Genomic DNA, 25,720 nt, shown 5'->3' on the forward strand with positions numbered 1-25,720 from the left:
CCACATTGAGTGGTTTCTCGGCCCTTCGTTGACCTTTGCTGCTCTGTTATTGGGTTAGTTTGAGGGTTTTTGCTTAGTGCAGGCGCACCTATCCCGTGACCGGTGGCCCTTGAGATGTAACTTTGGCCAGCCGTTGCAGGTTCTGCACCGCTGCGGCCAGCGTGACTCATCGGTCGCGCCACTCATGCCACGTAGTCGCAAGCGATCCAATTTCAGGATGCGCTTGAGGTGGGCAAACAACATTTCGACCTTTTTACGTTGGTGGCGAGAGCGCTGATACGCCGGCGTTGCTGCAATGCGCCGAGCCACATCACGAGCGGCTTCATGGACGCTGCGAGCGATCTTGCGGAACGCAGTGTTCGGGCAGCACTTGGCTTTCATCGGACAGGCAACGCAGTCGGTCTGCCGGGATCGGAAGATGATGGTGTTGGCTTTGGTGACGTGCGAACGCTCGCCATTCACTACGTAATGCATTGCCGGCCGGACAGCGGTATTCCTCAGCCTCTTCATTCCAGTGGAAATCGTTGCTCGAAAAACTGTCGTTCTTGCGTTCGGTTTTGTCCCACACCGGCACATGCGGCTCGATGTCCTTTTCCTCCACCATCCAGGCCTGCATCGGCGCGGTTCCGTAAGCGGTGTCGCCAATAAGGCGTTCCGGCTTGATGTCGAACTGCGCCTCGACCCGGTCGATCATGATCTTGGTGCTCTCGACCTCGGCCGTGCGATGAGCCGGTGTGGGTTCCACATCCACGATGACACCGTGCTCGGTATCGATCAGATAATTCGTGGAGTAAGCGTAGAACGCTGGGCCACCTGGAGCTGCGGTCCAGCGGGCTTGAGGATCAGTTAGCGATAGGCGCTTCGGTAGCGTTTCGGCCAGAGCCTCTTCATCGAGTGCCTCAAGATACTCACGCACGGCACGGGTGCTCAGGGCCGGATCGCTCCAGTTGACCTGTTCATCGCCCGGTACACCGCGCTGCCGGCTGGCATCCGCTTTGATGATGCTGGCGTCCACGGCAAAGCCTTCACCTTTGACACCTGCGTCCATGCAACGACGCAGCACTTCATTGAACAGCCAGCGAAAGAGATCGATTTCCCGAAAACGGCCGTGTCGATTTTTGGAAAAGGTCGAGTGGTTGGGGACCGCATCTTCAAGGCTCAACCGGCAGAACCAGCGATAGGCCAAGTTCAGATGGGCCAGGTTCAGATGGACCTCTTCGGCACAACCGCCGCTCTGAGCGAATGCCGTAGCAATAGTCCACGATCAGCATGCGGATCATCAGTTCAGGATCATTCGACGGACGCTCAATAGGGCTGTAGAAATCGGCGAGGTGATGGCGCAGGTCGCTCAGGTCGAGACACTGATCAATGCTGCGCAGAAGGTGATTGGCTGGGATGTGATCTTCAAGGTTGAAGGAGTAAAACAGTCGCTCCTGCCCACTCGATAACTGCCCCTCCATGCTGCGTGCTTCCCTGCTGGCCGATGCGACGATGCGACGATGCGACGATGCGACGATTTTGCCGCAGGCCAGACAGGGGGAGCTACTTTATGAACAGAATCTACCCAATATAGATAGTCATTGATGTTGGCGCTGGCGCGCTTTCTATGCCTCACCGCGAAAAATCGTCGACATCTGGCGGTTCGAAATGGCAAAAAGCTGCGATTTCCTCCCTATTCAGCGGAAATGCAGCAGGCCGTGCTGGCGCTGCACTGGATGCGCGAGCACTAGCCTAGCCCTCGTCGCTATTAGGGTTTAACACTGATATTCGGTAGAAAAATTGCTTGTGCTTAAGAATCTTCCCGCCTACTATCGTGTCAGCATGTTGACATATAGGGGTGATGACGCGACGTCTCTACGATCAATCTGGCGACCCTTTCAATGGAGAGATGAGATGAAGCAGCGATTCGATAACCAGGTTGTCATCGTCACAGGAGGTGTCGCCATCAAGGGCCTCAGCGTCACCGGTCGAAGGTCCAACTTGAACAATAATTCGGCGTTTGGCCGATCGCTGAGGAGGTAGAAGATATGCGCGCGGTGTTGCTTAGAGGTCGCGGAGGTAACGATCAAGTCAGCCTAGTCGAACGGCCGGTGCCCGTGCGTCAGCCGGGAGAGGTGCTCATTCGAGTCGTCGCAGCTTCGGTCAATCGGGTCGACTTATATATGCGCGACAGCGGGGCCGGCATAACTCACAGCCTTCCGCAGATCATGGGTGTCGATGGAGCAGGCATCGTCGAGGAGGTGGACTCGCAACAGACCCATCTCAAAGTCGGTGACCGCGTCGCGCTTCACCCGGCTACCGTGTGCGGGCTGTGCGAATTCTGTAAGAAGGGTGAGCAGATCCTTTGTACGTCGATTCGGTTCCTTGGCGAACACCGGGACGGCACATTTTGCCAGTTCGTTGCGGTGCCGGCAGCCAATGCCTTTGCACTGCCCGATTCGCTTGGCTTTCGCGAAGGAGCCGCTCTAGGGGTGGCCTATCTCACCGCATGGCGAATGTTGTTCACGAAAGCCCGATTGCAACCCGGCGAGACTGTACTCATCTTCGGTATCGGAGGCGGTGTGTCGCTCGCGGCGATGCAGTTGGCGAAGCTGGCCGGGGCGACGGTGATAGTGACGTCACGCGATGCTGGCAAACTGGCCAAAGCGACAAAGCTCGGAGCCGATCATTCAATCCTGGGTGTGGACGGGCTGGCTGCGGCGGTCCTCAACCTAACGGGCGGTCGCGGGGTGGACGTTGTGATCGAGAACGTGGGGCAAGCGGTCTGGCCCGAGGCGCTCCGTTCGACTGCTCGCGGCGGACGGATTGTGACCTGCGGTGCGACCAGTGGCGACCGGCCGTCCGCCGATCTAAAGCGGTTATTCGTTCGGCAGTTGCAAATATTCGGGTCAACGCTGGGAACGTTTGGCGAATTCCAAGACCTGCTGCGTTTTTGCGGTAGTACCGGCCTGGCGCCTGTTATCGACACAGCCTACCCGCTTGAGCAGGTTCATGTCGCGCTGGACCGGCTCGAACGTGGGGACCAATTCGGGAAGATATGTCTTGATATACCGGAATGATTCTCGTGTTTCATTTTTTGTGTATGCGGACTCTATAAATGCAGACTAGAAATGCATCGGCTCCGAATAGCGCCCCGACACATTTCGCTCTGGTGTAGCGCTGTGACCGTGACGGCTTTCCAAGCCCTTGGCGAGAAAGCTATCGACTCAACTATCAAACGATCGTGGGATGCAAATGATTTCAATCAATAATCCAGCGCGCCGCTCGGTTCTCGGCGACCAGCTCCGCCGCAACGCACAGCATCATCCGGATGCGGAGGCGTTCGTCGCGCTCGGCCCGCGCCGCGCACTCACGTACGCGCAGCTCAACGCCGCTGCTAACCGGCAGGCCAACGCACTACTGGCGCGCGGCATCGGGCGCGGCGACGTCGTCGCGCTGCTGGGAACCAATAGTCTGGAGCTGTTCACGGTCGTGTGGGGCGCGCTGAAGGCCGGCGTAGCTGTGACCACCATTAATCCGGGTTTCACGGCGCGCGAACGCGATTACCAGATCACAAGTAGTGGCGCCAAGCTGGTGATCGAGGAAGCACTGCCTGGCGACGACGAATCGGAGCCAGACATCGAGCTGGGCGACGAGGACGTGGCGCTGATCTCGTACACGAGCGGCACCACGGCGCTACCGAAGGCGGTGGTACTGGCGCACCGCTCCTACACCGCGGGGACGATTCCGGCCTTCCGGGGCGCACTCGGCTTCCAGCCCGGCGCACGCTTCTATTACGTGATGCCGTTACACACGATCGCCGGACTCGGTACCCAGATTTCGCTGATCGCTAATGGCGCGACGGTGGTGCTGCCCGGTGCCGAGCCGCCGTTGTCGGTCCTCACCGGCGAACGGATCACGCACATCGCGCAAACCCCGACGTTCTACCTGCAACTCTCGCGCCTGCCGGAGTTCGCGGATGCGGACTTGAGCGCACTGCGACGCTGCATAACCTATGGCGGCACGATGCCGCGCGCAATGTTCGACGCTTTCGCCGCCGTCGCGCCCAACATGGAGTGGACGACCCTGTGGGGGCAGTCCGAAATAGCGCAGACTTTCACGTACGGGTCGTTCCGCTCGCCCGATGATATTCCCGGCGGCGACGCAGCCTGGATCGGGAGGCCCGTCCCGCAGCTCGAGTTGCGCGTGGTTGACGAAGATGGCAACGATGCTGTCGAGGGCGAGATGTTGTGTCGCACCCCTGCGCTGATGCTTGGCTACCTTAATGACCCCGAGCGCACGGCCGCCACGGTGCGCGACGGCTGGCTGCACACGAACGACCTCGTGCGCCGTTCGCCCGAAGGGGATTACTTTTTCGTAGACCGCTGCCACGACGTCATCAAGACCGGCGGGATGAACGTCTCGTCGGTTGAGGTCGAGCGCGTGCTGTATGCGCACGACGCGGTGCTCGAGGCAGCGGTGGTAGGCATGTCCGACGACTATTGGGGACAGGTCGTTACTGCGTTTGTTGTGGCGCGTGACGCGGTTTCCGCAGAAGCGCTCGTCATGCACTGCAAGACCGACATGGCCGCCTATAAGGTGCCCAAGGTGGTGCACTTCGTTGACTCCCTGCCTAAGGACGCGCAGGGCAAGATTCTCAAGCGTCAGCTGCGAGTAGGCGTCTGATCATGACGAAGTGTATGTCCGCAACGTCGTCGATTGTCGCCGGGCCACCTGTGTGGAACCAGGCATTGATGCCGTTACCCAGGCCGAAGAGCAGTGAGGGGGGAGGAGAAGAGGCAATAGCGAAACCGCCCTCGCGAATCTGGTGCTCAATCGTACCTGATGACGACACCGGCTGACCTGTGGCTCGGCCAAGTGCTCACGGAGGGCGTGCGCGCCAGGCGCGCGCCGCAACTACTCACCCGGGCGGGTGTACGACGCTGTATGGAGAATAAACGATATGAGCGGTATGAACGCAGATCGACTCGCGCGGATCGAACCGTTCCTGCAGGAACACTATGTCGGGGCCGGCAAGTTGCCGATGGCCGACATCCTCATCGCCCGCGATGGTGAGACGGTTTATCGGGCCACGCTAGGCCAAGCGCGCGCCGACGGAACGCCGCTACGCCACGACGCCATCTTCCGCATCGCCTCGATGACCAAGCCTATCACCTCGATCGCGTTCATGCAGTTGGTCGAGGAAGGAAAGGTCGCGCTCGACGATCCCGTCGCGCGGGTAATCCCGGAATTCGCGAATCTTGGGGTCTATAACGGTGGAGGTGGGACCGCGCCGTTCGCCCCGGTCAAGCACTGCGCGCCAATGCGGATGGTCGACCTGATGTCGCATATGTCGGGGCTGACCTATGGCTTCCAGAACCGCACCAGCATCGACGCAGCTTATCGCAAGACGCTGCCTGACGGCGACCGCTCAATGGACGGGTTCGACTGGTTCATCGCCGAACTGGCGAAGCTTCCGCTCGAATTTGCGCCGGGCACGGGGTGGAATTACTCGGTGGCGACCGACGTTCTAGGCGTGGTGATCTCCCGGATCGAAAACAAACCGCTGGGCGAGGTGCTTCGCGAGCGAATTTTCGCGCCCCTCGGAATGCTCGACACTGGCTTCCAGTTACTCGAAGACCAACGCGCCAGGTTGACCGACTGCTGGGCTTACGCTCCAGGCAAGCCGCTCAAGCTGATCGACAGGGCCGGCGAAAGCAACCTCGCGACGCCCGCCCGATTCGAGGGCGGCGGCGGGGGGCTGGTATCGACCACCGCCGATTATCACCGCTTCTGCCAAATGTTGATCGGCCGGGGTGTGCTCGACGGCGTACGGATTGTAAGCCCTAGGACGCTCGATCTGATGACCCGGAACCAACTGCCCGGCGGAGCCGATCTCGCGGCGGTATCTCAATCCCTGTTCAGCGAGGCAGGCAATACTGGGACCGGCTTCGGGCTCGGCTTCGCAATGACTCTCGACCCGGCGCGAGCGCTCCTTCCGGGCAATGAAGGCGAGTATTTCTGGGGCGGGATGCATTCCACAGCCTTCTTCGTCGATCCTGTTGAGAAGCTGCACATGGTGTTCATGACCCAACTGACGCCTTCGTCCGACCCAATTCGCCGCCAGCTAAAGACGCTGATCTACAGCGCCATCGAACAAAGTTACGCCTGAGGAGAAAACCAGTATCCCGGTGACGATCGTCAAGGCAGAGCAGGTCAATCTCGACAGGGCGGTGGTACCGATCCGCATCCTTTCTGGCATCGAAGGAATGCATATGATCAGGAAGGCATTATCGCGACAGAACCCGATCAGAATCGGGAACAAAAACTGGCAAACGTAAAGACGTTGTACATACCAAAAACAACAATCCGGAGAACGACAATGTCAGAGCAAAACTCGCAACTACTCAACTTCAAAAAGTGGAAGATTGGTAACGTCACCGTAACACGGATTCTTGAAATGGATCCGATGCACATACCGCCAGAATGGCTTTTACAGACCACGGCGGAGACCATCAAGAAACACCCGTGGCTGCAGCCCAATTTCGCGACTTCGGACGGGCAGATCATTGCCAATATCCAGGGCTTTGTGATCGAAGCAGGCGGGCAGCGAATCATGGTTGACCCGTGCGTCGGCAACGACAAACCGCGCGAAAGCGCGGCGTTCAACAAGCTGAACAATCCGTTTCTTGAGCGCCTGACAGCTGCGGGGTTTCCACCGGAAACGATTGACTATGTCCTGTGTACACATCTCCATGTTGACCATGCAGGATGGAATACGCGGCTCGTAGACGGCCAATGGGTGCCGACGTTTCCTAACGCTCGTTATTTGTTCGGACGCGTCGAAGTCGAATACGCAAAGCTCGACGATGGTCTGGATGCAAAGGCCACCTTTGAGGACTCTGTCCAACCTATCCTTGATGCGGGCCTGGCCGAGCTTGTCGAGTTTGACTTTCGGATCGGCGATGAGGTTTTCCTTGAGCCCTCTCCAGGCCATACGCCAGGTCATTGTTACATCCGGATCTCGTCGATGGGTGAAGAGGCGGTCATCACGGGTGACCTTATACATCATCCGATTCAAGCTTGTGAGCCGGACGTGTGCAGCAACTTCTGCTTTAACACTGACCAGGCCCGCGCAACCCGGCGACTATTCCTTGAGAAGTACAGCGACACCAACACCGTGGTGCTCGGCACGCATTTCACTGAGCCTACTGGCGTGCGCATCCTGCCGCACGGCAATGTCTGGAAGGTGGAGGAGCTATGACGAAAGCCGGGGCGGATCATTCAATCGCCGCGCCGGCTGCAACCGATTTGCCTGTACACCCGTATCGGTTCCAGTCGCCGGAAGAAGTCATCGCCGGAATATCGGGCCTAGCAATTAAGAGCATACCGTCGCGAACGATGCGCGGCGAATCTTGCGATCACATCTGGCTCGCTGTCGCTGACGAAGATCAAGAGCATTCTGTCGATTGAGCGTGAACTGGGTGAACGCACGCAGGCACTTACACCGGAACTAAACCTGCGCAGCGGAGTTCACGAACTTTGCCGGCATCACTAATACCTCAAATGGACGCAAGGAGGGCTTACGTATATCCATTAGCGCAAACTCCCAAGTTTGCCCTAATGGATCTGGCGGGTGACGCTTCGCTGTTTGTTAACGGCGCGGTGACGTACCACAACAACGTTCTAGGCCCCAGCATTGTCAATCCGAATGCAGTGTCCTATCCGACACCGCGCCTGGGTTGATTTGAGGGCAGCGTGATGTACGCGCTGGGGAGACCGGGAATATCGCTGCAGAGTTTTCGGTAATTAGTAGTCAGGTTATGGCCGTTGCTTGTTCCGAATGTTGACAAGCCAGAAAGAGGACTTCGATTCGGTAGTGCTCTGATATCGCGTTTTTTATAAAAATAAAAAAATGAGACAGGTAAATAACGATGAACAATTTTAAACGAAGGAATATGTTTTTTGCGCTGTCTGGCATCGCACTGAATATAGGCGTACCGAATGCATATGCCACAAATGGCATTTATTTGACCGGCAGCGGAGCAAATTCATCTGGAATGGGCGGAGCCGCCATTGCTTTCCCGCAAGACGTGACGTCGGCTGTGGACAATCCTGCCGGGCTCGCCGAACTTGGTTCGCGAGTCGAGCTGAACGGCTCGGTCGTACCCATTTCCGCCGATTCTACTTTTGGTTCTACGGACAATCATCTGTATTCGCGCAAGATTCTTCTGATTCCAGGATTCGGAGTCAATTATCAGATTGCGCCGCAATGGACCTTCGGCGTGGCTGTGACCGGTGCAGGGGCGGCATCGAATTACGGACGCCCCGTACTTCCTGTCCCGGGCGCTGGCGACGCCAACGCTAGTCTAGTCGTTGTCAACACTAGTCCTACGATCACCTACAAGCCTCTTCCGAACCTCTCAATTGGTGCATCGCTGGTGATCGGCGTCGAGCAACTACGTCTGGACGGACTTATCGTACCCGGGCCGTCTGGCTCCCTGGAGCCCGGCCCAAGTCACGGTAATTCATATGCCTACGGTATCGGCACAGGAGTTGGGGTGCTCTGGACACCGATTCCTATGGTGTCTTTGGGGGCGTCCTATTTCACCAAAACCTGGTTTACGCCACTTGAAGGGTACAAAGACGATGTTCTTGCCCCAAGCAATGGACATCTAGACAGTCCCTCCAGATATGGTGCCGGGATCGCCATACGCCCGTTGCCGGGATTGACCGTTGCTTTGGATTATCTGCGGATCGAGTGGGAAAGCGCCGCGGGCTACAACACGTCGAGTAGCTTTGGTTATCGCAATCAAAACGTCGGTCGTGTCGGCGTCTCGTACGAAATTAATCCGAAATGGACCGTTCGGAGCGGCTATAGCTTTGCCAACATGCACATCGATTCCACTCATACTTTGGCGAACGTGCGCGCGCCAGGTATAAGCCCTCGTGCGGTGACGGTCGGTGCCACCTACGCGATAGACAAGAGCAACCAGATAACCGGCGCTTTCGAATATGACATTCCGACTTCGATTCACGGAACGGGGCCGAGCGAGGGGACGAACATCAGTGCGAGATATCAGGTTTATACAATCGGATATACGCACAAGTTCTAAGTGATCACAAGGCGGGCCACGATGAGTGGACCCGCCGAATGAAAGTTGATTGCGCGACAGGTTCGGTCCAACCGGTATCGCTGCCTAATTAGCAAGTCTCAAGTGTTCGGTCCGGCGTCCACTGACATATTGCAATCTCCTTGCCCCGGGCGAGGATAGCGTTCAGTCGAGGCCGATCAGTCGCAGGCAGGCTATTACGGCCTGATCTGCAACCGCTTCCCCAGACCGACGGCTACCCGGACGGTAGCAATAGGTTATCCAGCTCAGCAGGCCGCCGATCCAGATCGACATATCCGACGCTTCGGGCACGAATACATAACCGTCACGCACGCATTCATCGATCATCTTGCCGATGCGCACGTCGAAATCGTGACGCAGGAGCATGATGCGCTGTGCGTCGGCACGATTAAGGTTCTTCATTTCGCGCTGGTAGACAACGAGGTACTCGTTGCGCGCAATGCTGATCTCCGCTACTCCACGCAGTGAGGCCTTGAGCAGGTCGACCGACGTCATTTGCGTTTCGGCGATCCGGTCGAGCGCCGCTAGCGATTCGGTTATGCCGAGTTCGCAGACAGCACACAAGATCGCGCTTTTTCCCTTGAAGTAGCTGTAGATAAATGGCTTGGTCACACCTAGCCTGTCGGCGAGCATTTCCAGCGTAGCTCCCTCAAAGCCCTTTTCGAAGAACAGCGCGGCGGCCTCTTCGAGAATGCGGTTCTGCTTGAACGCGACGACGCTGAGCTTAATCTCGCGCCCGGTGGGCGCGCTGGCGGTGGTGCTGGTTTTGGTCATGTAGCCCTTCTTAGAATCTCCAGTATATCCGCGGGCGACCGGACCGGCCGCGGATTGGTTCTCGCGTAAGCATCCAGCATAGTATGGTTCGCTACCTGCTGGAAGCGTTCTTCCCCTACGCCCACTTCGGCCAATGTCCGCGGCATGCCGAGGCTGCGAATAAGCGCATCGAGCGCTTCAGACGCGGTGCCGTGCGTATTACCAAGGCACTGCAATATGCGCACTTGGCGGCTGGCGTCATGCTCTGCATTCCAGGAGAGCACGTAGGGCGACATGACGCATGAGGTGTAGCCGTGCGGAACGTCGCAGGTGCCGCCAAGGATGTGCCCGATGGCGTGGCTTGCTCCCATCGGCACGCCGCCGATGATAGAGATCATCGATTGCCAGGCCCCGAGCTGACATTTGAGCCGCGCTTCCAAGTCCGACGGGTCTGCCTTAGTGCGCGCCAGCCCCTCAACCAGCAGGCGCAAGGCGCTGTCGGCGAGACCATCGGCAAAGTCGTTGGACAGGTGCGAGGCGAGCGTTTCTACCGCGTGATCGACCGACCTGACCCCGGTCGAAAGCCAGAGCTGTTCGCTCGTGTAGATCGTGAGTGCCGGATCGAGCACGACCATGATCGGCGCCATGCTGCGGTGCTCGTAACCCTGCTTATGCTGCATTAGCTCGTTCGTCGCTCCCGAAAGCGCATTGAACTCGCCACCGGAAAGCGTCGTCGGTACGCAGATCACACGGATATCCGGGCCAAGAGTGACCGGATTGATCACGTTGCCCTCAGGATCAACGTAAACGTGCAGCGCATCGAACTCTTCGACGCAGCGTACGTCGTGCTTGAGCAGCAGCGCGACGATCTTGGCGGCATCGGTGACAGACCCGCCGCCGATGGAAACGATCAAATCGGCCCCCGCCGCACGCGCGGCATTGGCGGCACGGAGCACGTCCGTTCGAGGCGCGTGCGGAGCAATGCCGCTGAAAGTGGCGGCATGGCGGTCGCCAAGCTCGCGCTCAATTGCAGCGATTTCGTCGGTTTTCGTACGTAAGGTATGCGAGGCGAGGATGAACACTCGCCGCGCATCCATTTTTTCGGCCTGATCGCGGATTGCCTCGCGGGCCGGTTGACCTATGGTCACTCGCTCGGTCTCGGTAAACGTCATCTGGCTTGCTCTAATGCTGCACATCACTCGCTCCTTTTATTTTTATGCGGGCTCTCACATTTTTAAAATGCGCAGAGCAGATGTTGTCACGCTGATAATATTCCCGCTAGTAGTTTTTTTACCAGCGATGAAGTCTCGACTCTCTGGGGCCATTGCCCATTACGTGTTCCAACGCATCTGCCCGCCGGTGAATGTCGCGGGCGCGGCGAACACACCCCCCGGGTTGCTGGCGGCTTTCTTGGGCGGATACGTGTCAACGGCACTCCGCGCCAGACGCTGAACCCGCGATAAGTCGCACGAGATGGCTGCTTCACAGGGCGCGGCATGCCGATGGCCTGCTTCGGATCAAGATTTCACCACTCCGGCTTGAACGACCTGCTGCACAGCGAAGCCGTCGCGGAAGGCTGACAACGCATGCTTCCAAAAAAATATGCCGGTTGAACGCAGCTATTTTTTTGGTCGATATACCGATGAGTAGATTTTTCTTTTTCATGGTATGATCCGGCTGACAACTTACAAGAAGCGAGGGATTTAGATGAAGTCTCCAATGATCACAGACCGTCCAATTCCTGCCGAAAGCGTTGATCTGACGCTTTTGCGGCTGGGTGTCGACGAAGCCAATATTCCCGCGCTGCTGATGGTGCTCGTGCAACTGACCGGAGAGCGCAAGTACCTCGGTTCTCCCTATGCCCCGAGCCGGAGCAAGGGGCTCGACGACAACGACAGCGGCGGGCTGCCCGATGAAATTCAAGCCGAGATCCGGGAGGCTGCTTGGGCAGCGATAACCGCCTGGGTTGACGGCCGCGAGCCTGTCCTTCCACGACCAGTCAATGCCGAACTCGCGGCGATGCTCGCCGTGGCAATGGTCGAAGCGGTGCCCGCCGAATATGGCGATACCATCGCCGCGACGATGCATCTCGATCCGGTGCCCGATCCGGTACGCTCGGCCAAGACGCTCAAGGCGATCATCATCGGCGCGGGCGTCTCCGGCATGGTTGCCGCGGTGCGCCTCCAAGAAATGGGGGTCGAGCACACGATCTTCGAAAAGAACCACGAGTTTGGCGGCACGTGGTGGGAAAACCGCTACCCCGGCTGCGGCGTCGATACGCCGAACCTGACCTACACCTTCTCTTTCCGCCCGAACGACTGGACGGCGTACTTCCCCTTGCGCGACGAGATCGAGAGCTACCTGCTGGCCACCGCGCAGGAAAGCGGTCTTTATGACCACGTCCGCTTCGACACGAAGGTGGAGCGCGCGGAGTGGTTGACCGACCGCAATCAGTGGGAGGTCACGGTTCGCGGCGAGGACGGCACTCAGGAAGTTCACCACGCCGACTTCGTGATGAGCGCGGTCGGCCTTCTCAACATGCCCGTCGTGCCAGACATCAAGGGGCTTTCGGGCTTTGCGGGGCGCGTCGTGCACACCAGCGACTGGCCGCAGGACATCGAACTCAAGGGCAAGCGCGTCGCAGTCGTCGGCAATGGCGCGTCAGCCATGCAGGTTGTCCCCGCGATTGCGGACGAGGTCGCCGAACTCACTCTGTTCGCCCGATCAAAGCAATGGGCCGCGCCGTTCCCGCAGTTCCGCAAACCGGTGCCTGTTGGCGTACGCTATCTGATGCAAGTGGTTCCGCTCTACCGTGCATGGGCGGAGCAACGCGTAACTTGGACATTCAACGACCGCGTCCTCGGCACTCTGTTTCGCGATCCCGAGTGGTCCGAGCCCGCCCGTTCGGTAAACGCGATCAACGACGGCCACCGCGAATTCTTCACCCGCTACGTCCGCGAGGAACTGGGCGACCGGCAGGATCTGCTGCCTCTGGTCCTCCCGGACTTTCCGCCTTTTGCCAAGCGCATGCTGCTCGACAACGGTTGGTATCGCACCTTGCGTAAACCTCACGTGCAACTCGTTCCCCAGCGTCTGTCCGAAGTTCGCGGATCCACCCTGATCGCGGGCGACGGGCAGGAGATCGAAGCCGATGTGCTGATTCTCGCCACCGGGTTTCAGGCGTCCAATGTGCTCGGCTCCTATGATGTGGTTGGGCGTGAGGGGTGCGTGCTGCGCGAGTTCTGGGAGGGAGACAATGCTGCTGCTTACCGCGGGACTCTGGTTCCGGGCTTCCCCAATTTCTTTATCCTGCTCGGCCCCAATGTTGGCTCCGGCCATGGCGGAAGCATGATTCGAAATATCGAGGCCCAAGCCCACTATGCCACCCGCGTGATTGAGGCGTTGGTCCTAGCGCAGGCCGATGCGGTCGAAGTCCGCGAGGACGCCTATGCCGACTACAAGGCGCAGATCGACGCCGCGCATGAAGAGCTCGTCTGGACGCACCCCGGCGCGAATAACTGGTACCGCAATTCCCGCGGGCGGGTCGTTGCGATCACGCCGTGGCGCAACGACGCCTTCTGGCGGATGACGCGCGATGCAAAGCCGGAGGACCTGAAGTTTACTGGGGTAACGGCAGAGCATAAAACCGAACAGGTCGGCTGAGCGGGATCAGCGCCGGGAAGGGGAGACACCGCGCGACGCGAGTCGAAGGCGCAATTCTCCCGATCGACTTGCGACCCGGCGCTCGATCCAGATCCTTACCGCTCTGCGCGAGCGCGATCCTGCTCATGGACGAAGTTTGCTATTGGGTGGTCTCGCGTGATGGGCATTTCGCGAAGTGCTGAGGTCGCAGTGGGGATGGCAGTTAACTGCCATCCCCCCCAGGTCCGTACGTGCGGTCAGCCGTATCTTCGCGGCATTGAGGTATAGACCGAACCTGGCCAAGCGCTCCTGCAACTGCGCCAGAACTACTGAGCCAAGACATGGTGTGCATTTTAGTTAAGTGGGCAACAGTTCTTGCCTTTTAAGCGGGTATTTCATGCAGCCATAACGCCACTTCAAATCCTTCAAAATCCAGGTCATCCAAGATTGCACCCAGCCTGGTGCCTCGATAGCCAGTGTCGCGCTGAGCCACAGGCCTCAACGCGAATCTCGTCCATAAATGGATTGCAGTCCGAACGCTTAGAAGCGCGGAGCTGCAACCTGTTTTTATTCCGTTACCCATGCTGCTAGCCGGAGCAAATTCGCAAGCTGCATCATCGAATATATGCGTTGAAATCCCACATCCGCGTGCACCGTCAAGTGAACTGTCCGCACGAAAGCGCGGCTGCCTGCGTGACCTTTCTTCGCGACCGGTTTGGATTATCCGCCTCGACGGCATCTGGTTCTCTACCGAAGCCATGGATATGCGCGCTTGCACCGAAGCCGCTCTGGCGCGCTCTGTAGCGGTGCTTGATGCGGCGCAACGGCACTGTACTTGCCGCGCGCGGATGCCGTCCTCCCGGGCAAGCCGCATGACTCGAGAATCCGGTGCATGGCTCCGGGAGGCTTGCAGTCGAGTCAATCGGCATCAAAAAAACAAAGACAACATGTTGACATATTGAAAATATAACGCGTATCTTCACTTCATCAGAAAACGATAGTCCTCAAACAAAGTATTTCTCACGCGATAAACAAATAAAAAAAGCTACCGGAGGCGTCATGCCGATCCGAAAACTCGCTCACTACTGGGTTCGGTCTTACGACCTGAAAAGATCCCGCTATTTCTATGGCAAGGTGCTTGGCTTCACTACCGGATACCAGCCAACCGCCGAGTTGCTAGGCGTTTGGATATACAAGGGGGGCTATGAAGCAGAGCACCTACGGTTTACATCGTCGAAATCTTTCCGTCCAGCACTCAGCTCCCCAGCTACAAAACCGGTGATCAAACATCCTTCGCAGGAGACAGGAGCTTTGACCATATCGCTTTCTGGGTTACGGAGTTGGTTGAGTATTGGGGGTTATTCAATGCCGAAGGTATTGCTTGGCGAGTTCGCACTGTTCCCATTCTTGGGCTGCACCAATTTTTTATCGAAGACCCTTCGGGCGCGACCATCGAACTGAATTTTCCAATCTCTGAGATTACAGCAGTGGAGCCTTACGTCTCCCGCGTAGTTGGGGATATGTAATAGGCTTTTCTTTTTTCACGTCGGTACAGCTATGTGTAGGGAAGCAACTATTAGGTGGCTTTCATTGCATTGAGATGTATTTGCCTGGGTCGGATTTGCTGAGTGTAAACATTTGCCCGAAGTTCTTGGGATTTTTCACGGGATTAAGGTTTTATGCGGCGAGACCGCGCTCGGAGCTGTTGTGCCGGAATAAGTGATTTTTTGTGAAACCACAGAGAAGACGAGTACGTTAAATGAAAAATAACAACAATAACGACATTTGCCCCTCCCACCTCCGGCGTGGACTCCTGACCTCAACCATTCTGGTTGGGTTGGGTGTGACACCGGTGCATGCTTTTGAACTCGATACAGGCAATGAAGATTTGTCGGTGCGCTTCGATAATACCTTCAAGTTTAACTATGCCCAACGGGTGGAAAGCCCCAGCTCCAAGCTGGCCAACTCCAGGAACAATAATGACGGTGACCGCAACTTTTCGTCCGGTAGCCCTGTATCCCAGCGCCTCGACGTGCTGTCGGAATTGGACATGGTTTACAAAAAACAGATGGGAGTCCGAGTCAGTGCCAATAGCTGGTACGACCATGCCTACGACGATGTCGGCAGTGACAACCCTTCGACCAACCAGCTGAATGATGGAAGACCTGATTCGCGCCACCGGAGCGGATATGCCGAACGTTATTACAACGGTCCATCCTCTGAGATCCTCGACGCTTTCGTGTTTGGTAGTACTGAAATTGGTGACGAGTCGCAGTTAAGTGTCAAAGCGGGTAAGCACACCCTGTATTGGGGGGAAAGTGTATTGGCCTTCGCCCACGGCAATAGTTACGGTCAGTCAGGTTTAGATTTGTCTAAGGCTCTTGCCGTCCCTGGCACCGAAGCTAAAGAGTTGTTCATCCCACGCAACCAGCTCTCGACGACATTTACTGTCAATCAAGAGTTGTCGATTGGTGCTCAGTATTTCCTCGACTGGAGCGCTGCAAGACTTCCGGAGTCGGGCACGTATTTGGGCTTTAACGACAGTTTCCAAAGCGGAGGCCATAACTTGTCGTTGATCGCTGGCACCAATCCCTCTTTTGGCGTCCCGGGTCCCCTAGGTGTAAACCAATTTCTTAGATTGTCCAACGGCCATACTTTTAAGCCAGACAAGCGAGGCGACTTTGGCTTAATGGTCAAATGGAGTCCGGCATGGCTGGATGGTACGTTGGGTGCTTATTACCGAAAGACGTCCGACATTTTACCTAACGTAGTACTTCAACCGACTGCCGTTGGCCCAGCCCAGTTGATCTCAGGTAACGTCGGCTCTTACAACAAGTTCTATGCGGATGATATCGACGTTTACGGAATCAGCTTGTCCAGAGCATTGCAGGGGTGAGCGTTGGATTCGATCTTAACTATCGCCACAATATGCCTCTCGCCAGTGTACCTGGAACCGTCAATTCCACCTTGGGCGCTGCGGGGGCTCCCGGTTATATCAGCAGTTTTGATGGTAGTAACGGTGTAGCGCGCGGCGATACGGTGCACTCTACACTCAACGGCCTGACCACTTTCGGCAACACGCCGGTCTGGGACAGTGCCTCGCTGTTGGTTGAACTGGCTTACAGCCGTTGGCTCGACGTCACTGAGAACAAGCAACTGTTCAAAGGCGAGGACTGGTACCACGGTGTCGACAAGGTCACGAAGGACAACTACATCCTAGGTATGAACTTCACTCCGACTTGGTACCAAGTGTTCCCCGGCGTCGATTTGTTCCTGCCAGCCAGCTATAACGTCGGCCTCAAAGGGCAGTCTTCGGTGCAATTGGGCGGTAATAAAGGTACCGGCAGCTACTCGGTCGGGGTAGGCATGGATGTACGCAGCCAATACCGCTTCGACCTTAAATACGTCGACAATTTTGGTGACTTCGACACCTGCGGTTCAGCCGGCAGCGCCGCGGCCCACGGCGACGGTGCCGCTCCTGGCGCTAACAGCCAATACAACTGTGTTCCCGGGCAGCCCACTTCGTTTGCTGGTACCCATCTTCGCTCAAAGATCGCGGAATGGTCACTCTCACTTTTAAAACCACCCTCTGATTTAAGAGCTGCGTGCTAACAAGAGGTTTCCATGAATAACTTTAGATCTATATTGGCTACGACGCTGGCGCTGGCCGTCACTGTTTCCGCTCATGCATCTGTGTCTCCGGACCAAGCGGCAAAATTGGGTACGACATTAACCGGCGCAGGTGCTGAGATGGCCGGAAACGCCGATGGCACCATTCCCGCGTATACCGGCGGATTGAAGGCCATTCCCGCTGAATACAAAACCGGTGATTCATTTCGTCCCGACCCCTTTGCAATGAGAAACCACGGCTGGTCATTACTAGCCAGGATCTTGCCAAACAGAAAGATAAACTTACTGCGACCAGTCAGGCATTACTCACTCGCTATCCGACTTATCGCCTTGATGTTTATCCCACCCATCGCACTGTAGCGCTGCCTAAGAGTGTGCTCGAAACCACCTCGCTGAACGCTGTTGGCGCCAAGACCGGCGCGGGAGGTCTGGCGCTGGAAAATGTTCTGCCGGGAGTGCCATTTCCGATCCCTTCTGACGGTAATGAGGCTATGTGGAACCACCTGTTGCGTTATCAAGGAGTGGCCTTGAGCAACAAATACGACTCTTGGAATGTCGATTCTTCCGGCGCTGCGTCGCTGAGTACGACTGGCAACTTTGTTGTCGAATACCCCCTTTACAACTCAAGCCGCCCAATCGGTCCGGTCGCCCCGGATGAGGTTTACTACCGGACCAAGTTTCAGTACACCGGCCCCGCCCGGAGAGCCGGGGAAGCGCTACTGCTCATGGACGCTGTCGACCCGATAAAGCAACCTCGCCGCGGTTGGCTCTACCTGCCTGGTCAGCGTCGGGTCAAGCTTGCTCCGGAACTGGCATACGACACTCCGAATCCGTCAACCGCAGGGACGGCAACCTATGATGATTCCTTCCTGTTCAGCGGGGCAATGGACCGCTACGACTTCAAACTGGTTGGCAAAAAAGAACTCTACGTACCCTACAACACCTACAAGTTCAGCTACCACAAAACCACTGCGGACGTGACGACCCCCAACCATGTGAATCCCGATCTGCTGCGCTGGGAATTGCACCGTGTGTGGGTTGTTGAGGCAACATTGAAGCCAGGCAAGCGCCACATCTACAGCAAACGCACCTTCTACCTCGATGAGGATAGCTGGATCGCTCTGGCTTCCGATGAATACGACGGCCGAGGTCAACTCTATCGAGGTGGTTTCGCGAACCTGACTTACAGCTACGACGTGCAGGCCCCAGAAGCGATTAATCAGGTGCTCTACGACCTGATCTCTGGTGCTTACAACATGAATGGATTCTACGGTCCTTACGGTGGCCCCAAGTACATAGCGCCACTGTCCAAAGCTCAATGGTCACCAGAGTCACTGGCGGGTTCTGGTATTCGCTAACCGGACACTGTTGCTGTCGTTTACCACCGGGGGCCGCATCCCTCGGTGTGTTTCTATCGAGATAACAATAATGAATATGCTTAAGTGGCTAAGTCTCGCTGCAAAGGTTGCGCTATTGGCTGTGCCTTTGTCCCGGCCCTGATGGCCGCGCAATATATCGACTTGCTGGATTCTCCAGCCATGCCAAGCCAGCTCGCACAACAGGGAATGCTCACAGGGCTGGCTAATGCTGGTGAGCGGCTGGTTGCCGTTGGGCAGCGTGGTCATATTCTCTACTCTGATGACGCTGGACAGCACTGGCAACAAGCCCAGTACCGGTCAGTTCCGATCTGGTCGCCGTGTATTTTCCGAGTCCTCAACAAGGTTGGGCCGTGGGCCACGATGGCGTGGTCCTGCACAGCAACAATGCCGGGCAGAGCTGGAGTCTCCAACTGGACGGGCGCCGGGTTGGGCCGATCATGCTTGGTTATTACGAGCATCAACTTTCCAGGCATCCGGATGACGCAGACCTGCAAATGCGGGTTAGCGATGCTCAACGGATGGTCGAAGAAGGCGCCGACAAACCGTTCCTTGATGTCTGGTTCGAAACGAGCAGGTCGGCTACATCGTCGGCGCATTCAACCTGATTTTCCGTACCGATGATGGCGGCGTGCACTGGACGCCATTGCTGGAGCAAACCGAAAACCCTACTGCTCTAAATCTCTATGCGTTGCGGCCGGTAGGTGGCGACTTATTTGTCGTCGGTGAGCAAGGTCTGGTGCTGAGGCTGGACCGTTCGAGCGATCGCTTCAACGCAGCGCCAACGCAATACAAAGGCAGCTTTTTCGGTGTCACCGGCAAACCGGGGGCCATCTTGGTATTCGGTCTTCGCGGCAACGTATTTCGCAGCACCGACGGCGGCGCGAGCTGGACCAAAATCGAACTCGGCCTGCCAGTAAGCATAACCGCCAGCAGCATTACCGCCGACGGTCGAATTGTACTCGTCAGCCAGGCCGGTCACGTGCTGGTCAGTAAGGACGACGGTGCCAGTTTCGAAATTCAGCCGCGCACCGGGCTGGCCCCGGTCGCCGCAGCGCAGGTTTCCACCACTGGTTCATTGATACTGGCGGGCACCCGCGGCCTGCATCAAATGTCCTTCGAATAAACCCAGCATTACAAAGAGAACAACATGATGGGTCACTACGAACTTCAAACAATGCCGATCATCCAGGAGCTTAAGGGCTTCGATGCCCGCTCCGGTAACGCCCTCGAACGGCTGATTTTCAACAACCGTCTGTGGGTGGTGCTGGCCTGCCTGTTGGTGACAGTTGCGCTGAGTTATTTCGCAACCACGCGACTGACGCTCAATGCCAGCTTCGAAAAAATGATCCCGCAGAGCCAGCCCTTCATCAAAAACTACCTCGAAAACCGCCAAGCTCTGCGTGCTTGGGCAACGCGGTTCGGGTGGTGGTTGAGAGCAGTAACGGCGACATTTTCGATCCGCATTACCTCGACACGTTGAAGGAGATCAACGATGAACTATTCCTGACGCCAGGCGTCGACCGGGCCTGGATGAAGTCGCTGTGGGTTCCGGGGGTGCGCTGGACTGAAGTCACGGAAGAGGGCTTCCAGGGCGGTCCGGTGATGCCTGACTCCTATGATGGCTCGGCGCAGAGCGTGGAGCAGTTGCGTCAGAACATTGCGCGTTCGGGGATAGTAGGCAGCTTGATTGGCAACAACCTCAAGTCGAGCATGATCTTTGTGCCGCTGTTGGAGAAAGATCCGGTCACCGGGCAGGGCATCGACTACCACCAATTCTCTAGAACCTTGGAAGACAGACTGCGCACTAAATATGAGTTTGCCGGTAACGTTCACATCGCGGGCGAGGAGGGCAAAGGTCCGATCAAGATCCGTGTGATCGGTTTCGCCAAACTGGTCGGCGACCTGATCGATGGCCTGATGCAGGTGATGTTGTACTTCGGCGCCGCTGCGCTGATTGCCACCGCCATCATCTTTTACTTCACCCGCTGTGTGCGCAGCACGGCATTGGTGATTCTCTGCTCGGTCATTGCCGTGGTTTGGCAACTGGGCTTGGTCGCGCTGTTCGGTTTTGCTCTGGACCCATTTTCGATCCTGGTGCCGTTTCTGGTGTTCGCCATCGGCGTGTCACACGGTGCGCAGAAAATGAACGGGATCATGCAGGACGTCGGACGCGGCACTCATCAATTAATCGCAGCGCGTTATACCTTCCGCCGCCTATTCCTCGCCGGTCTCACCGCGTTGCTGGCGGACGCCGTTGGCTTCGCGGTGTTGATGCTGATCGACATCCCGGTCATTCAGGATTTGGCAGTCACTGCGAGCATCGGTGTCGCGGTATTGATCTTCACCAACCTGGTGCTGTTGCCGGTGTTGCTTTCCTATTGGGGTGTGAGTCGTAAGGCTGCGATACGCAGTCTGCGGGCAGAAGACGAAGAGCTGCGCGGCAAAGGCCTAGGCGCGGTCTGGAGTCTCCTCGACAAGTTTACCGAACGCCGTTGGGCCGCGGTCGCTGTGGTTGTCTCTGGCGTGCTGGCGGTCGTCGGGATTGTCGTCAGCCATCACCTGAAGATTGGTGACCTTGACCCCGGCGCCCCGGAACTGCGTTCCGACTCGCGCTACAACCGCGATAACGCCTACATCACCGCCAACTATTCGCTGTCCAGTGACCAATTCGCGATCATGCTCAAGACACCGGGCGAAGGCTGCCTGAAGTACGAAACCCTGGTGGAGGCTGATCGTCTGGGCTGGTTGTTGCAACAGCAACCGGGCGTGCAACCACGGTGTCGCTGGTTAATGCTGTGCGGCAGATCACGGCGGGTTCCTACGAAGGCAACCCCAAGTGGCTGACCATCGCCCGCAACCAGAATGTACTGAACTATGGTGCGCAGCAGGCTTCAATCAGCAGTCCTGATCTGTTCAACAACGATTGCTCGATGATGCCAATTGTGGCCTACCTCTCAGACCACAAGGCCGAAACCCTCGACCGCGTGGTGGAGGTGGCCGAGAAATTCGCTCGCGAACATAGCAACGGCGAACGCCAGTTCATGCTTGCCGCCGGTAGTGCCGGCATTGAAGCGGCGACCAACATTGTCGTGCGCGACGCCAATCGGACCATGCTGTTGTATGTGTATGGCGCGGTGATCGTGTTGTGCTTCATCACCTTCCGCAGCTGGCGTGCGGTGGTGGTGGCGGTGGTGCCGTTGATGCTGACTTCGATTCTTTGCGAGGCGCTGATGGTCTGGCTGGGTATGGGGGTGAAAGTCGCCACGCTGCCGGTAATCGCCCTGGGTGTGGGGATTGGCGTCGATTACGCGCTGTACCTGCTCAGCGTACAACTAGCGCAGCAGCGTGCCGGATTATCGCTGACAGAAGCCTACAAAAATTCCGTGGCGTTCACCGGCAAAGTGGTGGCGCTGGTTGGTATTACCTTGGCCGCTGGCGTGATCACCTGGGCATGGTCGCCAATCAAGTTTCAGGCGGACATGGGGATCCTGCTGACGTTTATGTTCATCTGGAACATGGTCGGGGCCCTTGTGTTAATCCCGGCACTGTCGCATTTCCTGCTACGACGCGCGCCTTGAGACCGGATCCCTTTTGAGCATTTCCAAATTCGAATCAGAAACCCCTGATAACCGGACCCCACTCAGGTGACGGTTATCAGCGATCTGAAACACTGACCTCAAACAAAAATCAAAGGAAAAAATTATGCTCGGCTTGATGCAGGACCAACCTTTGTTGATCTCTTCCGTTCTCGAACACGCGCTAAAGTCGCATTCGCAAACTCAAATTGCCTCCCGTACAGCTGATGGGACCATACATCATTGCAGCTATGCTGATATCGGTCATCGCGCCAAGCAGGTAGCCAATGCATTGGTTGCGTTGGGTGTGCAGCGTGGTGATCGAATTGGCACCTTGGCTTGGAATGGTTACCGGCATATGGAGCTGTACTTCGGTGTGTCGGGCATGGGTGCAGTATTGCATACGATTAACCCGCGGCTCTTCGCCGAGCAGATAGAGTTCATTGCCAACCACGCCGAGGATCAATACTTGTTCTTCGATCTTTCATTCGCCCCGTTGGTAGAGCAGCTAGCACCGCAATTGACTACAGTAAAAGCGTTCGTTGCGTTGTGTGATCGTGATCAGATGCCGTCGATTAATGTGCCTGGGCTTATTTGCTACGAGGACCTGATCGCTGAACAAAGCAGTGATTTCATCTGGCCTGAGTTCGATGAGCGTACGGCATCATCGATGTGCTACACCTCGGGCACGACTGGCAATCCAAAGGTGTCCTGTATTCGCATCGCTCATCAATCTTGCACTCGCTTGCTCTCTGCACCTCTGATGGCTTTAGCCTGTCTGCGGCCGATTCGGCGCTATTGGTTGTGCCAATGTTCCATGTCAATGCATGGGGCATGCCCTATGCAGCAGCAATGTGCGGCGCCAAGTTGGTCCTTCCGGGTGCTGCACTTGATGGCGAGAGTCTTTACACGCTGATGCGTGATGAGCAGGTGACACTGGCGTTGGGTGTGCCGACGGTCTGGATGATGCTACAACAACATGTCCGGTCGCAGAGACTGCAACCGGCTACAGATCTGTGTCTGAATCGGGTCGTGATCGGTGGTGCCGCGGCACCACGCAGTCAGGTTGAGACGTTTGAGACTTTGTTTAATGCACGCGTGCTGCATGCCTGGGGCATGACCGAGATGTCGCCGCTCGGTACGGTATGCAACCCATTGCTCAAACACCGCGAAGATCCGCTAGACAAGGTGCTCGACTTACAGGCCAAGCAAGGTCGAGCCCTGTTCGGCGTGTCGATGAAATTGTCGATGAACAGGGCGCTGAACTGCCACGTGATGGCAAGGCCTCCGGGCTTTTGTTGGTCAAGGGACCATGGATTGCCAGCCAGTATTACGGTGGTGAGGGTGGGCAAATTCTTGATAGCGAGGGGTGGCTCGATACCGGCGATATTGCAACCATCGATACCGATGGCTACATGCAGATCACCGACCGCGCAAAGGACGTAATCAAGTCGGGGGCGAGTGGATTTCATCGATCGATTTGGAAACGCCGCCGTTAGCCATCCGGCAGTCGCTGAAGCCGCGGTGATTGGTATTGCTCATCCGAAATGGCAAGAGCGCCCACTGCTGGTGATCGTGCTGAAACCTGGCAAGACTGCGAGCAAAGAGGAGCTGCTTGACTGTCTGCAAGCTCAAGTGGCGAAATGGTGGCTACCGGACGATATCGCTTTTGTCGATGCACTACCGCATACCGCCACCGGCAAGTTGCAAAAAATGAAGCTGCGAGAGCAGTTTCGCGACTTCAAATTTCAGAGTTAAACGATATTTAGCCAATAACAAGATCTGCGGGCATGTGCTCGAGGTCCATTCGAGGCGTGCACCTGTCGTTCAATTTTCCTGTTTTGGTTGAATAGCTATGCAGGAGGGGCGGGAAGGGTATTGGACGTTCGACAGTACTGCGCTTAGGCCCGATAGATCAAGTTGTAGGCGCGAGGTCGGGCGTTCTACCGCCATTGGTCTTCTGCTCACAGGCAACTTCGAGGTCGAACCGACGCACTTGGAGCGGCGTGGCAATGTGGTGGTTGCAGACGAGATGAGCCTTGAGTTTGGTGCTGATGGCTGCGGATGGTCGATTTAAGATCGCCGCTTTTTGGGTATCCGTTCGAGCCTGCAATGCGTCAGGTATATGCCGCCATTAGCCCCCCCTTCGCTTCGTCGCCGGTGGAGATGAAGGTTCCAGTAATGCTGGGCCGAATGACAGTCTCCGCTCCCGCGCGCGCTCTTCAACTCTAGCCCCCAGTTTTACATTGCTCATCTTTGGTTGCTGCCAGTGCGTTTTTATTCAACCGGCACCGCGCCGTGGGCAAAGGGTTAAATCAATCTGCGTCGCGATGCATGGCAGGTAATGTGGGCTGCCCGGTATTAATCCTCAAGCAGTGCCTGCTTCTGTTCGTCAAATGAAATCCTGGCCAGGTCATTTTTGAACTTGTTCAGGTAGTGTAGGAAATTGACGGTGTCGTCGAAGCTGAAACCTTGCAAACCTTGCTGATAAAATTGGTAATCCGATCTTGCAGCGCGGTCCAGTATCCCCGACCCTGATTGGTCAACCTTACCAGACGAGCGCGTCCGTCATCCGGGTGAGGCACGCGCACCACGTGGTCGTCCCGTTCCATGCGCTTGAGCACGCCATCCAGACTTTGCCGGCTGACAAACAGGTACTCTGTCAACTGGTTGAAGGAGATACCGTCCTCGAAACCGGCTCGGGACAAGGCGCCCAATACCGCCCACTGCACCGTGCTGATGCCCATTTCGTTCTGCACTTGGCGCTGTAGTACGTTGCTGGTTTGAAACAGTCGGAAAAATAATGTGTTCGGTATGTTGCGGTTTTCGTAAGCGTCCATTATGTGTCCTTGTTGCCCGGTGGGCGTCTGTAGGCCTAAAAGGTCACCTGCCTGCCGGTGCAGACAAGGTTAAATTTGGGGATGTGTGCGCGAGCGATGATATTTTTCATGATTTGCGCAGTACCGTCAGCAATCTGCAAGCCAAGTACATCACGAAGATGCTTGGCAAATGGCACATTTTCACACCCGGCCGGTGTGGCCATGGGCGAGCAGTCACTGCTTGACCACGTCAAACGCCAGCCTGGGTCCCACCACTTATTCATCGCAGCTTCGGCGTTGTGGGATTGTCCAGCTTCTTTGAGCCATAGCGCGCAGTAACACTGCAGGTGCGTAGCTTGCACGCAGGTCTGAAATTCCGCCAGAGGTTAATCAAACCCTGGAATGCTGCCAGTTGCTGATCGAATGCCTCGCGTTAGCACCGAGGTACTTGCGCCCGGTTATCGCAAGCGCGATCTCAGCGGCAAGAGTGAACGCTAAGTGATCCGGCAGATGGGTGAAATGGGTCTCCTCGGTGGCGAACTGACCGAGAAATATGGTGGCAGTGGCCTGGACTGCGTGACCGCCGGCATCATCATCGAGAGATCGCGCGCGGTGATTTTAACGAGGGTTACATGCCGCTGCTGCCTCCGTTGAACGGCCAGATCGTCGCTGAACACACCTCGCCTGAACTGACCAGGGAGTGGCTGGGTGCAGATACTGGCGGGCAGAGTATCGTCTGTATCGCCCTGCCGAACCCAGTGGCGGTTCCGACGCCGCGAGCCTGCGTATGAAGGCTGAGCGCAAAGACG

17 protein-coding genes and 5 pseudogenes are annotated in these 25,720 nt (G+C 56.9%); 17 read left to right on the plus strand and 5 right to left on the minus strand.

The features are described 5' to 3' along the window. Positions 1–88 precede the first annotated feature (88 nt). Positions 89–1,460, minus strand: a pseudogene (locus CES87_RS26365) (transposase). Positions 1,461–1,583: 123 nt separating this feature from the next. Here CES87_RS26365 and CES87_RS32450 point away from each other — a divergent pair. The 7 genes from CES87_RS32450 to CES87_RS26395 all read left to right on the plus strand — a co-directional run bounded on the left by CES87_RS32450 (position 1,584) and on the right by CES87_RS26395 (position 9,095). Beyond that, positions 1,584–1,730: a hypothetical protein gene (locus CES87_RS32450; RefSeq protein WP_178081486.1), complete on the plus strand. Its 147-nt coding sequence runs from the start codon at positions 1,584–1,586 to the stop codon at positions 1,728–1,730. Between the two features lie 297 nt (positions 1,731–2,027). Next, complete coding sequence (locus CES87_RS26370) at positions 2,028–3,059, plus strand: zinc-binding dehydrogenase (protein ID WP_128608414.1); 1,032 nt, start codon at positions 2,028–2,030, stop codon at positions 3,057–3,059. A 169-nt stretch (positions 3,060–3,228) separates the two neighbouring features. Beyond that, positions 3,229–4,665 (plus strand): class I adenylate-forming enzyme family protein, encoded by a 1,437-nt coding sequence (locus CES87_RS26375; protein ID WP_128608415.1) that lies wholly within the window; start codon positions 3,229–3,231, stop codon positions 4,663–4,665. A gap of 277 nt (positions 4,666–4,942) precedes the next feature. Then, a complete protein-coding gene (locus CES87_RS26380) occupies positions 4,943–6,151 on the plus strand; it encodes a serine hydrolase (protein WP_128608416.1) in 1,209 nt (402 codons plus the stop codon). Positions 6,152–6,361: 210 nt separating this feature from the next. Further along, entirely contained in the window at positions 6,362–7,243 is an 882-nt protein-coding gene (locus CES87_RS26385; RefSeq protein ID WP_128608417.1) for an MBL fold metallo-hydrolase, read from the plus strand. After that, positions 7,240–7,452 (plus strand): hypothetical protein, encoded by a 213-nt coding sequence (locus CES87_RS26390; protein ID WP_128608418.1) that lies wholly within the window; start codon positions 7,240–7,242, stop codon positions 7,450–7,452. Before CES87_RS26385 ends, CES87_RS26390 begins: the two co-directional genes overlap by 4 nt. 461 nt (positions 7,453–7,913) lie before the next feature. Beyond that, positions 7,914–9,095 (plus strand): OmpP1/FadL family transporter, encoded by a 1,182-nt coding sequence (locus CES87_RS26395; RefSeq protein ID WP_128608419.1) that lies wholly within the window; start codon positions 7,914–7,916, stop codon positions 9,093–9,095. Between the two features lie 162 nt (positions 9,096–9,257). Here the strand turns inward: CES87_RS26395 and CES87_RS26400 are convergent, their stop codons facing one another. After that, on the minus strand, positions 9,258–9,887 hold the full coding sequence (locus tag CES87_RS26400) for a TetR/AcrR family transcriptional regulator (RefSeq protein WP_128608420.1): 630 nt from the start codon (positions 9,885–9,887) through the stop codon (positions 9,258–9,260). Then, a complete protein-coding gene (locus tag CES87_RS26405; RefSeq protein ID WP_218196394.1) occupies positions 9,884–11,038 on the minus strand; it encodes an iron-containing alcohol dehydrogenase in 1,155 nt (384 codons plus the stop codon). Before CES87_RS26405 ends, CES87_RS26400 begins: the two co-directional genes overlap by 4 nt. Positions 11,039–11,585: 547 nt before the next feature. Between CES87_RS26405 and CES87_RS26410 the strand changes: the two genes are divergently transcribed. The 8 genes and pseudogenes from CES87_RS26410 to CES87_RS33675 all read left to right on the plus strand — a co-directional run bounded on the left by CES87_RS26410 (position 11,586) and on the right by CES87_RS33675 (position 23,850). Then, positions 11,586–13,529 carry an NAD(P)/FAD-dependent oxidoreductase gene (locus CES87_RS26410; RefSeq protein WP_218196395.1) on the plus strand — a complete coding sequence of 648 codons (1,944 nt, stop codon included), beginning with the start codon at positions 11,586–11,588 and terminating at the stop codon, positions 13,527–13,529. Between the two features lie 1,738 nt (positions 13,530–15,267). Then, positions 15,268–17,101, plus strand: a pseudogene (locus tag CES87_RS26420) (DUF1302 domain-containing protein). A 31-nt stretch (positions 17,102–17,132) separates the two neighbouring features. Next, positions 17,133–18,496 (plus strand): annotated as a pseudogene (locus tag CES87_RS26425) (DUF1329 domain-containing protein). A 371-nt stretch (positions 18,497–18,867) separates the two neighbouring features. Next, positions 18,868–19,122, plus strand: coding sequence for a hypothetical protein (locus CES87_RS33665; protein ID WP_256591095.1), 255 nt, complete (start codon positions 18,868–18,870; stop codon positions 19,120–19,122). 23 nt (positions 19,123–19,145) lie between these two features. Beyond that, the gene (locus tag CES87_RS33670; protein WP_256591096.1) at positions 19,146–19,640 is read left to right on the plus strand and encodes a hypothetical protein; all 495 of its coding nucleotides are present in this window, start codon (positions 19,146–19,148) and stop codon (positions 19,638–19,640) included. Between the two features lie 27 nt (positions 19,641–19,667). Next, positions 19,668–22,095: pseudogene (locus CES87_RS26435) on the plus strand (RND family transporter). A 136-nt stretch (positions 22,096–22,231) separates the two neighbouring features. Further along, positions 22,232–23,538: pseudogene (locus CES87_RS26440) on the plus strand (AMP-binding protein). Between the two features lie 15 nt (positions 23,539–23,553). After that, complete coding sequence (locus CES87_RS33675; RefSeq protein WP_256591097.1) at positions 23,554–23,850, plus strand: hypothetical protein; 297 nt, start codon at positions 23,554–23,556, stop codon at positions 23,848–23,850. 671 nt (positions 23,851–24,521) lie between these two features. Here CES87_RS33675 and CES87_RS26445 read toward each other — a convergent pair. Both CES87_RS26445 and CES87_RS32455 read right to left on the minus strand, forming a co-directional pair. Beyond that, positions 24,522–24,932: a MarR family winged helix-turn-helix transcriptional regulator gene (locus CES87_RS26445; RefSeq protein WP_256591098.1), complete on the minus strand. Its 411-nt coding sequence runs from the start codon at positions 24,930–24,932 to the stop codon at positions 24,522–24,524. A gap of 35 nt (positions 24,933–24,967) precedes the next feature. After that, complete coding sequence (locus CES87_RS32455) at positions 24,968–25,273, minus strand: acyl-CoA dehydrogenase family protein (RefSeq protein WP_256591099.1); 306 nt, start codon at positions 25,271–25,273, stop codon at positions 24,968–24,970. 157 nt (positions 25,274–25,430) lie between these two features. On the opposite strand from CES87_RS32455, the gene CES87_RS33680 reads away from it, so the two are divergent. Both CES87_RS33680 and CES87_RS33685 read left to right on the plus strand, forming a co-directional pair. Continuing rightward, positions 25,431–25,565: an acyl-CoA dehydrogenase family protein gene (locus tag CES87_RS33680; RefSeq protein ID WP_256591102.1), complete on the plus strand. Its 135-nt coding sequence runs from the start codon at positions 25,431–25,433 to the stop codon at positions 25,563–25,565. Continuing rightward, entirely contained in the window at positions 25,544–25,702 is a 159-nt protein-coding gene (locus CES87_RS33685) for a hypothetical protein (protein WP_256591100.1), read from the plus strand. Before CES87_RS33680 ends, CES87_RS33685 begins: the two co-directional genes overlap by 22 nt. Positions 25,703–25,720: the final 18 nt, after the last annotated feature.

The sequence above is a fragment of the Pseudomonas sp. ERMR1:02 genome (genome assembly GCF_002277815.1).
Taxonomy (GTDB): domain Bacteria; phylum Pseudomonadota; class Gammaproteobacteria; order Pseudomonadales; family Pseudomonadaceae; genus Aquipseudomonas.

Bases quoted from the DNA above. Each gene is read 5' to 3' on its own strand.
- CES87_RS32450 (WP_178081486.1), top strand. From the start codon at position 1,584: ATGTTGGCGCTGGCGCGCTTTCTATGCCTCACCGCGAAAAATCGTCGA.
- CES87_RS26370 (WP_128608414.1), top strand. From the start codon at position 2,028: ATGCGCGCGGTGTTGCTTAGAGGTCGCGGAGGTAACGATCAAGTCAGC.
- CES87_RS26375 (WP_128608415.1), top strand. From the start codon at position 3,229: ATGCAAATGATTTCAATCAATAATCCAGCGCGCCGCTCGGTTCTCGGC.
- CES87_RS26380 (WP_128608416.1), top strand. From the start codon at position 4,943: ATGAGCGGTATGAACGCAGATCGACTCGCGCGGATCGAACCGTTCCTG.
- CES87_RS26385 (WP_128608417.1), top strand. From the start codon at position 6,362: ATGTCAGAGCAAAACTCGCAACTACTCAACTTCAAAAAGTGGAAGATT.
- CES87_RS26390 (WP_128608418.1), top strand. From the start codon at position 7,240: ATGACGAAAGCCGGGGCGGATCATTCAATCGCCGCGCCGGCTGCAACC.
- CES87_RS26395 (WP_128608419.1), top strand. From the start codon at position 7,914: ATGAACAATTTTAAACGAAGGAATATGTTTTTTGCGCTGTCTGGCATC.
- CES87_RS26400 (WP_128608420.1), bottom strand. From the start codon at position 9,887: ATGACCAAAACCAGCACCACCGCCAGCGCGCCCACCGGGCGCGAGATT.
- CES87_RS26405 (WP_218196394.1), bottom strand. From the start codon at position 11,038: ATGACGTTTACCGAGACCGAGCGAGTGACCATAGGTCAACCGGCCCGC.
- CES87_RS26410 (WP_218196395.1), top strand. From the start codon at position 11,586: ATGATCACAGACCGTCCAATTCCTGCCGAAAGCGTTGATCTGACGCTT.
- CES87_RS26445 (WP_256591098.1), bottom strand. From the start codon at position 24,932: ATGGACGCTTACGAAAACCGCAACATACCGAACACATTATTTTTCCGA.
- CES87_RS33680 (WP_256591102.1), top strand. From the start codon at position 25,431: ATGGGTCTCCTCGGTGGCGAACTGACCGAGAAATATGGTGGCAGTGGC.
- CES87_RS33685 (WP_256591100.1), top strand. From the start codon at position 25,544: ATGCCGCTGCTGCCTCCGTTGAACGGCCAGATCGTCGCTGAACACACC.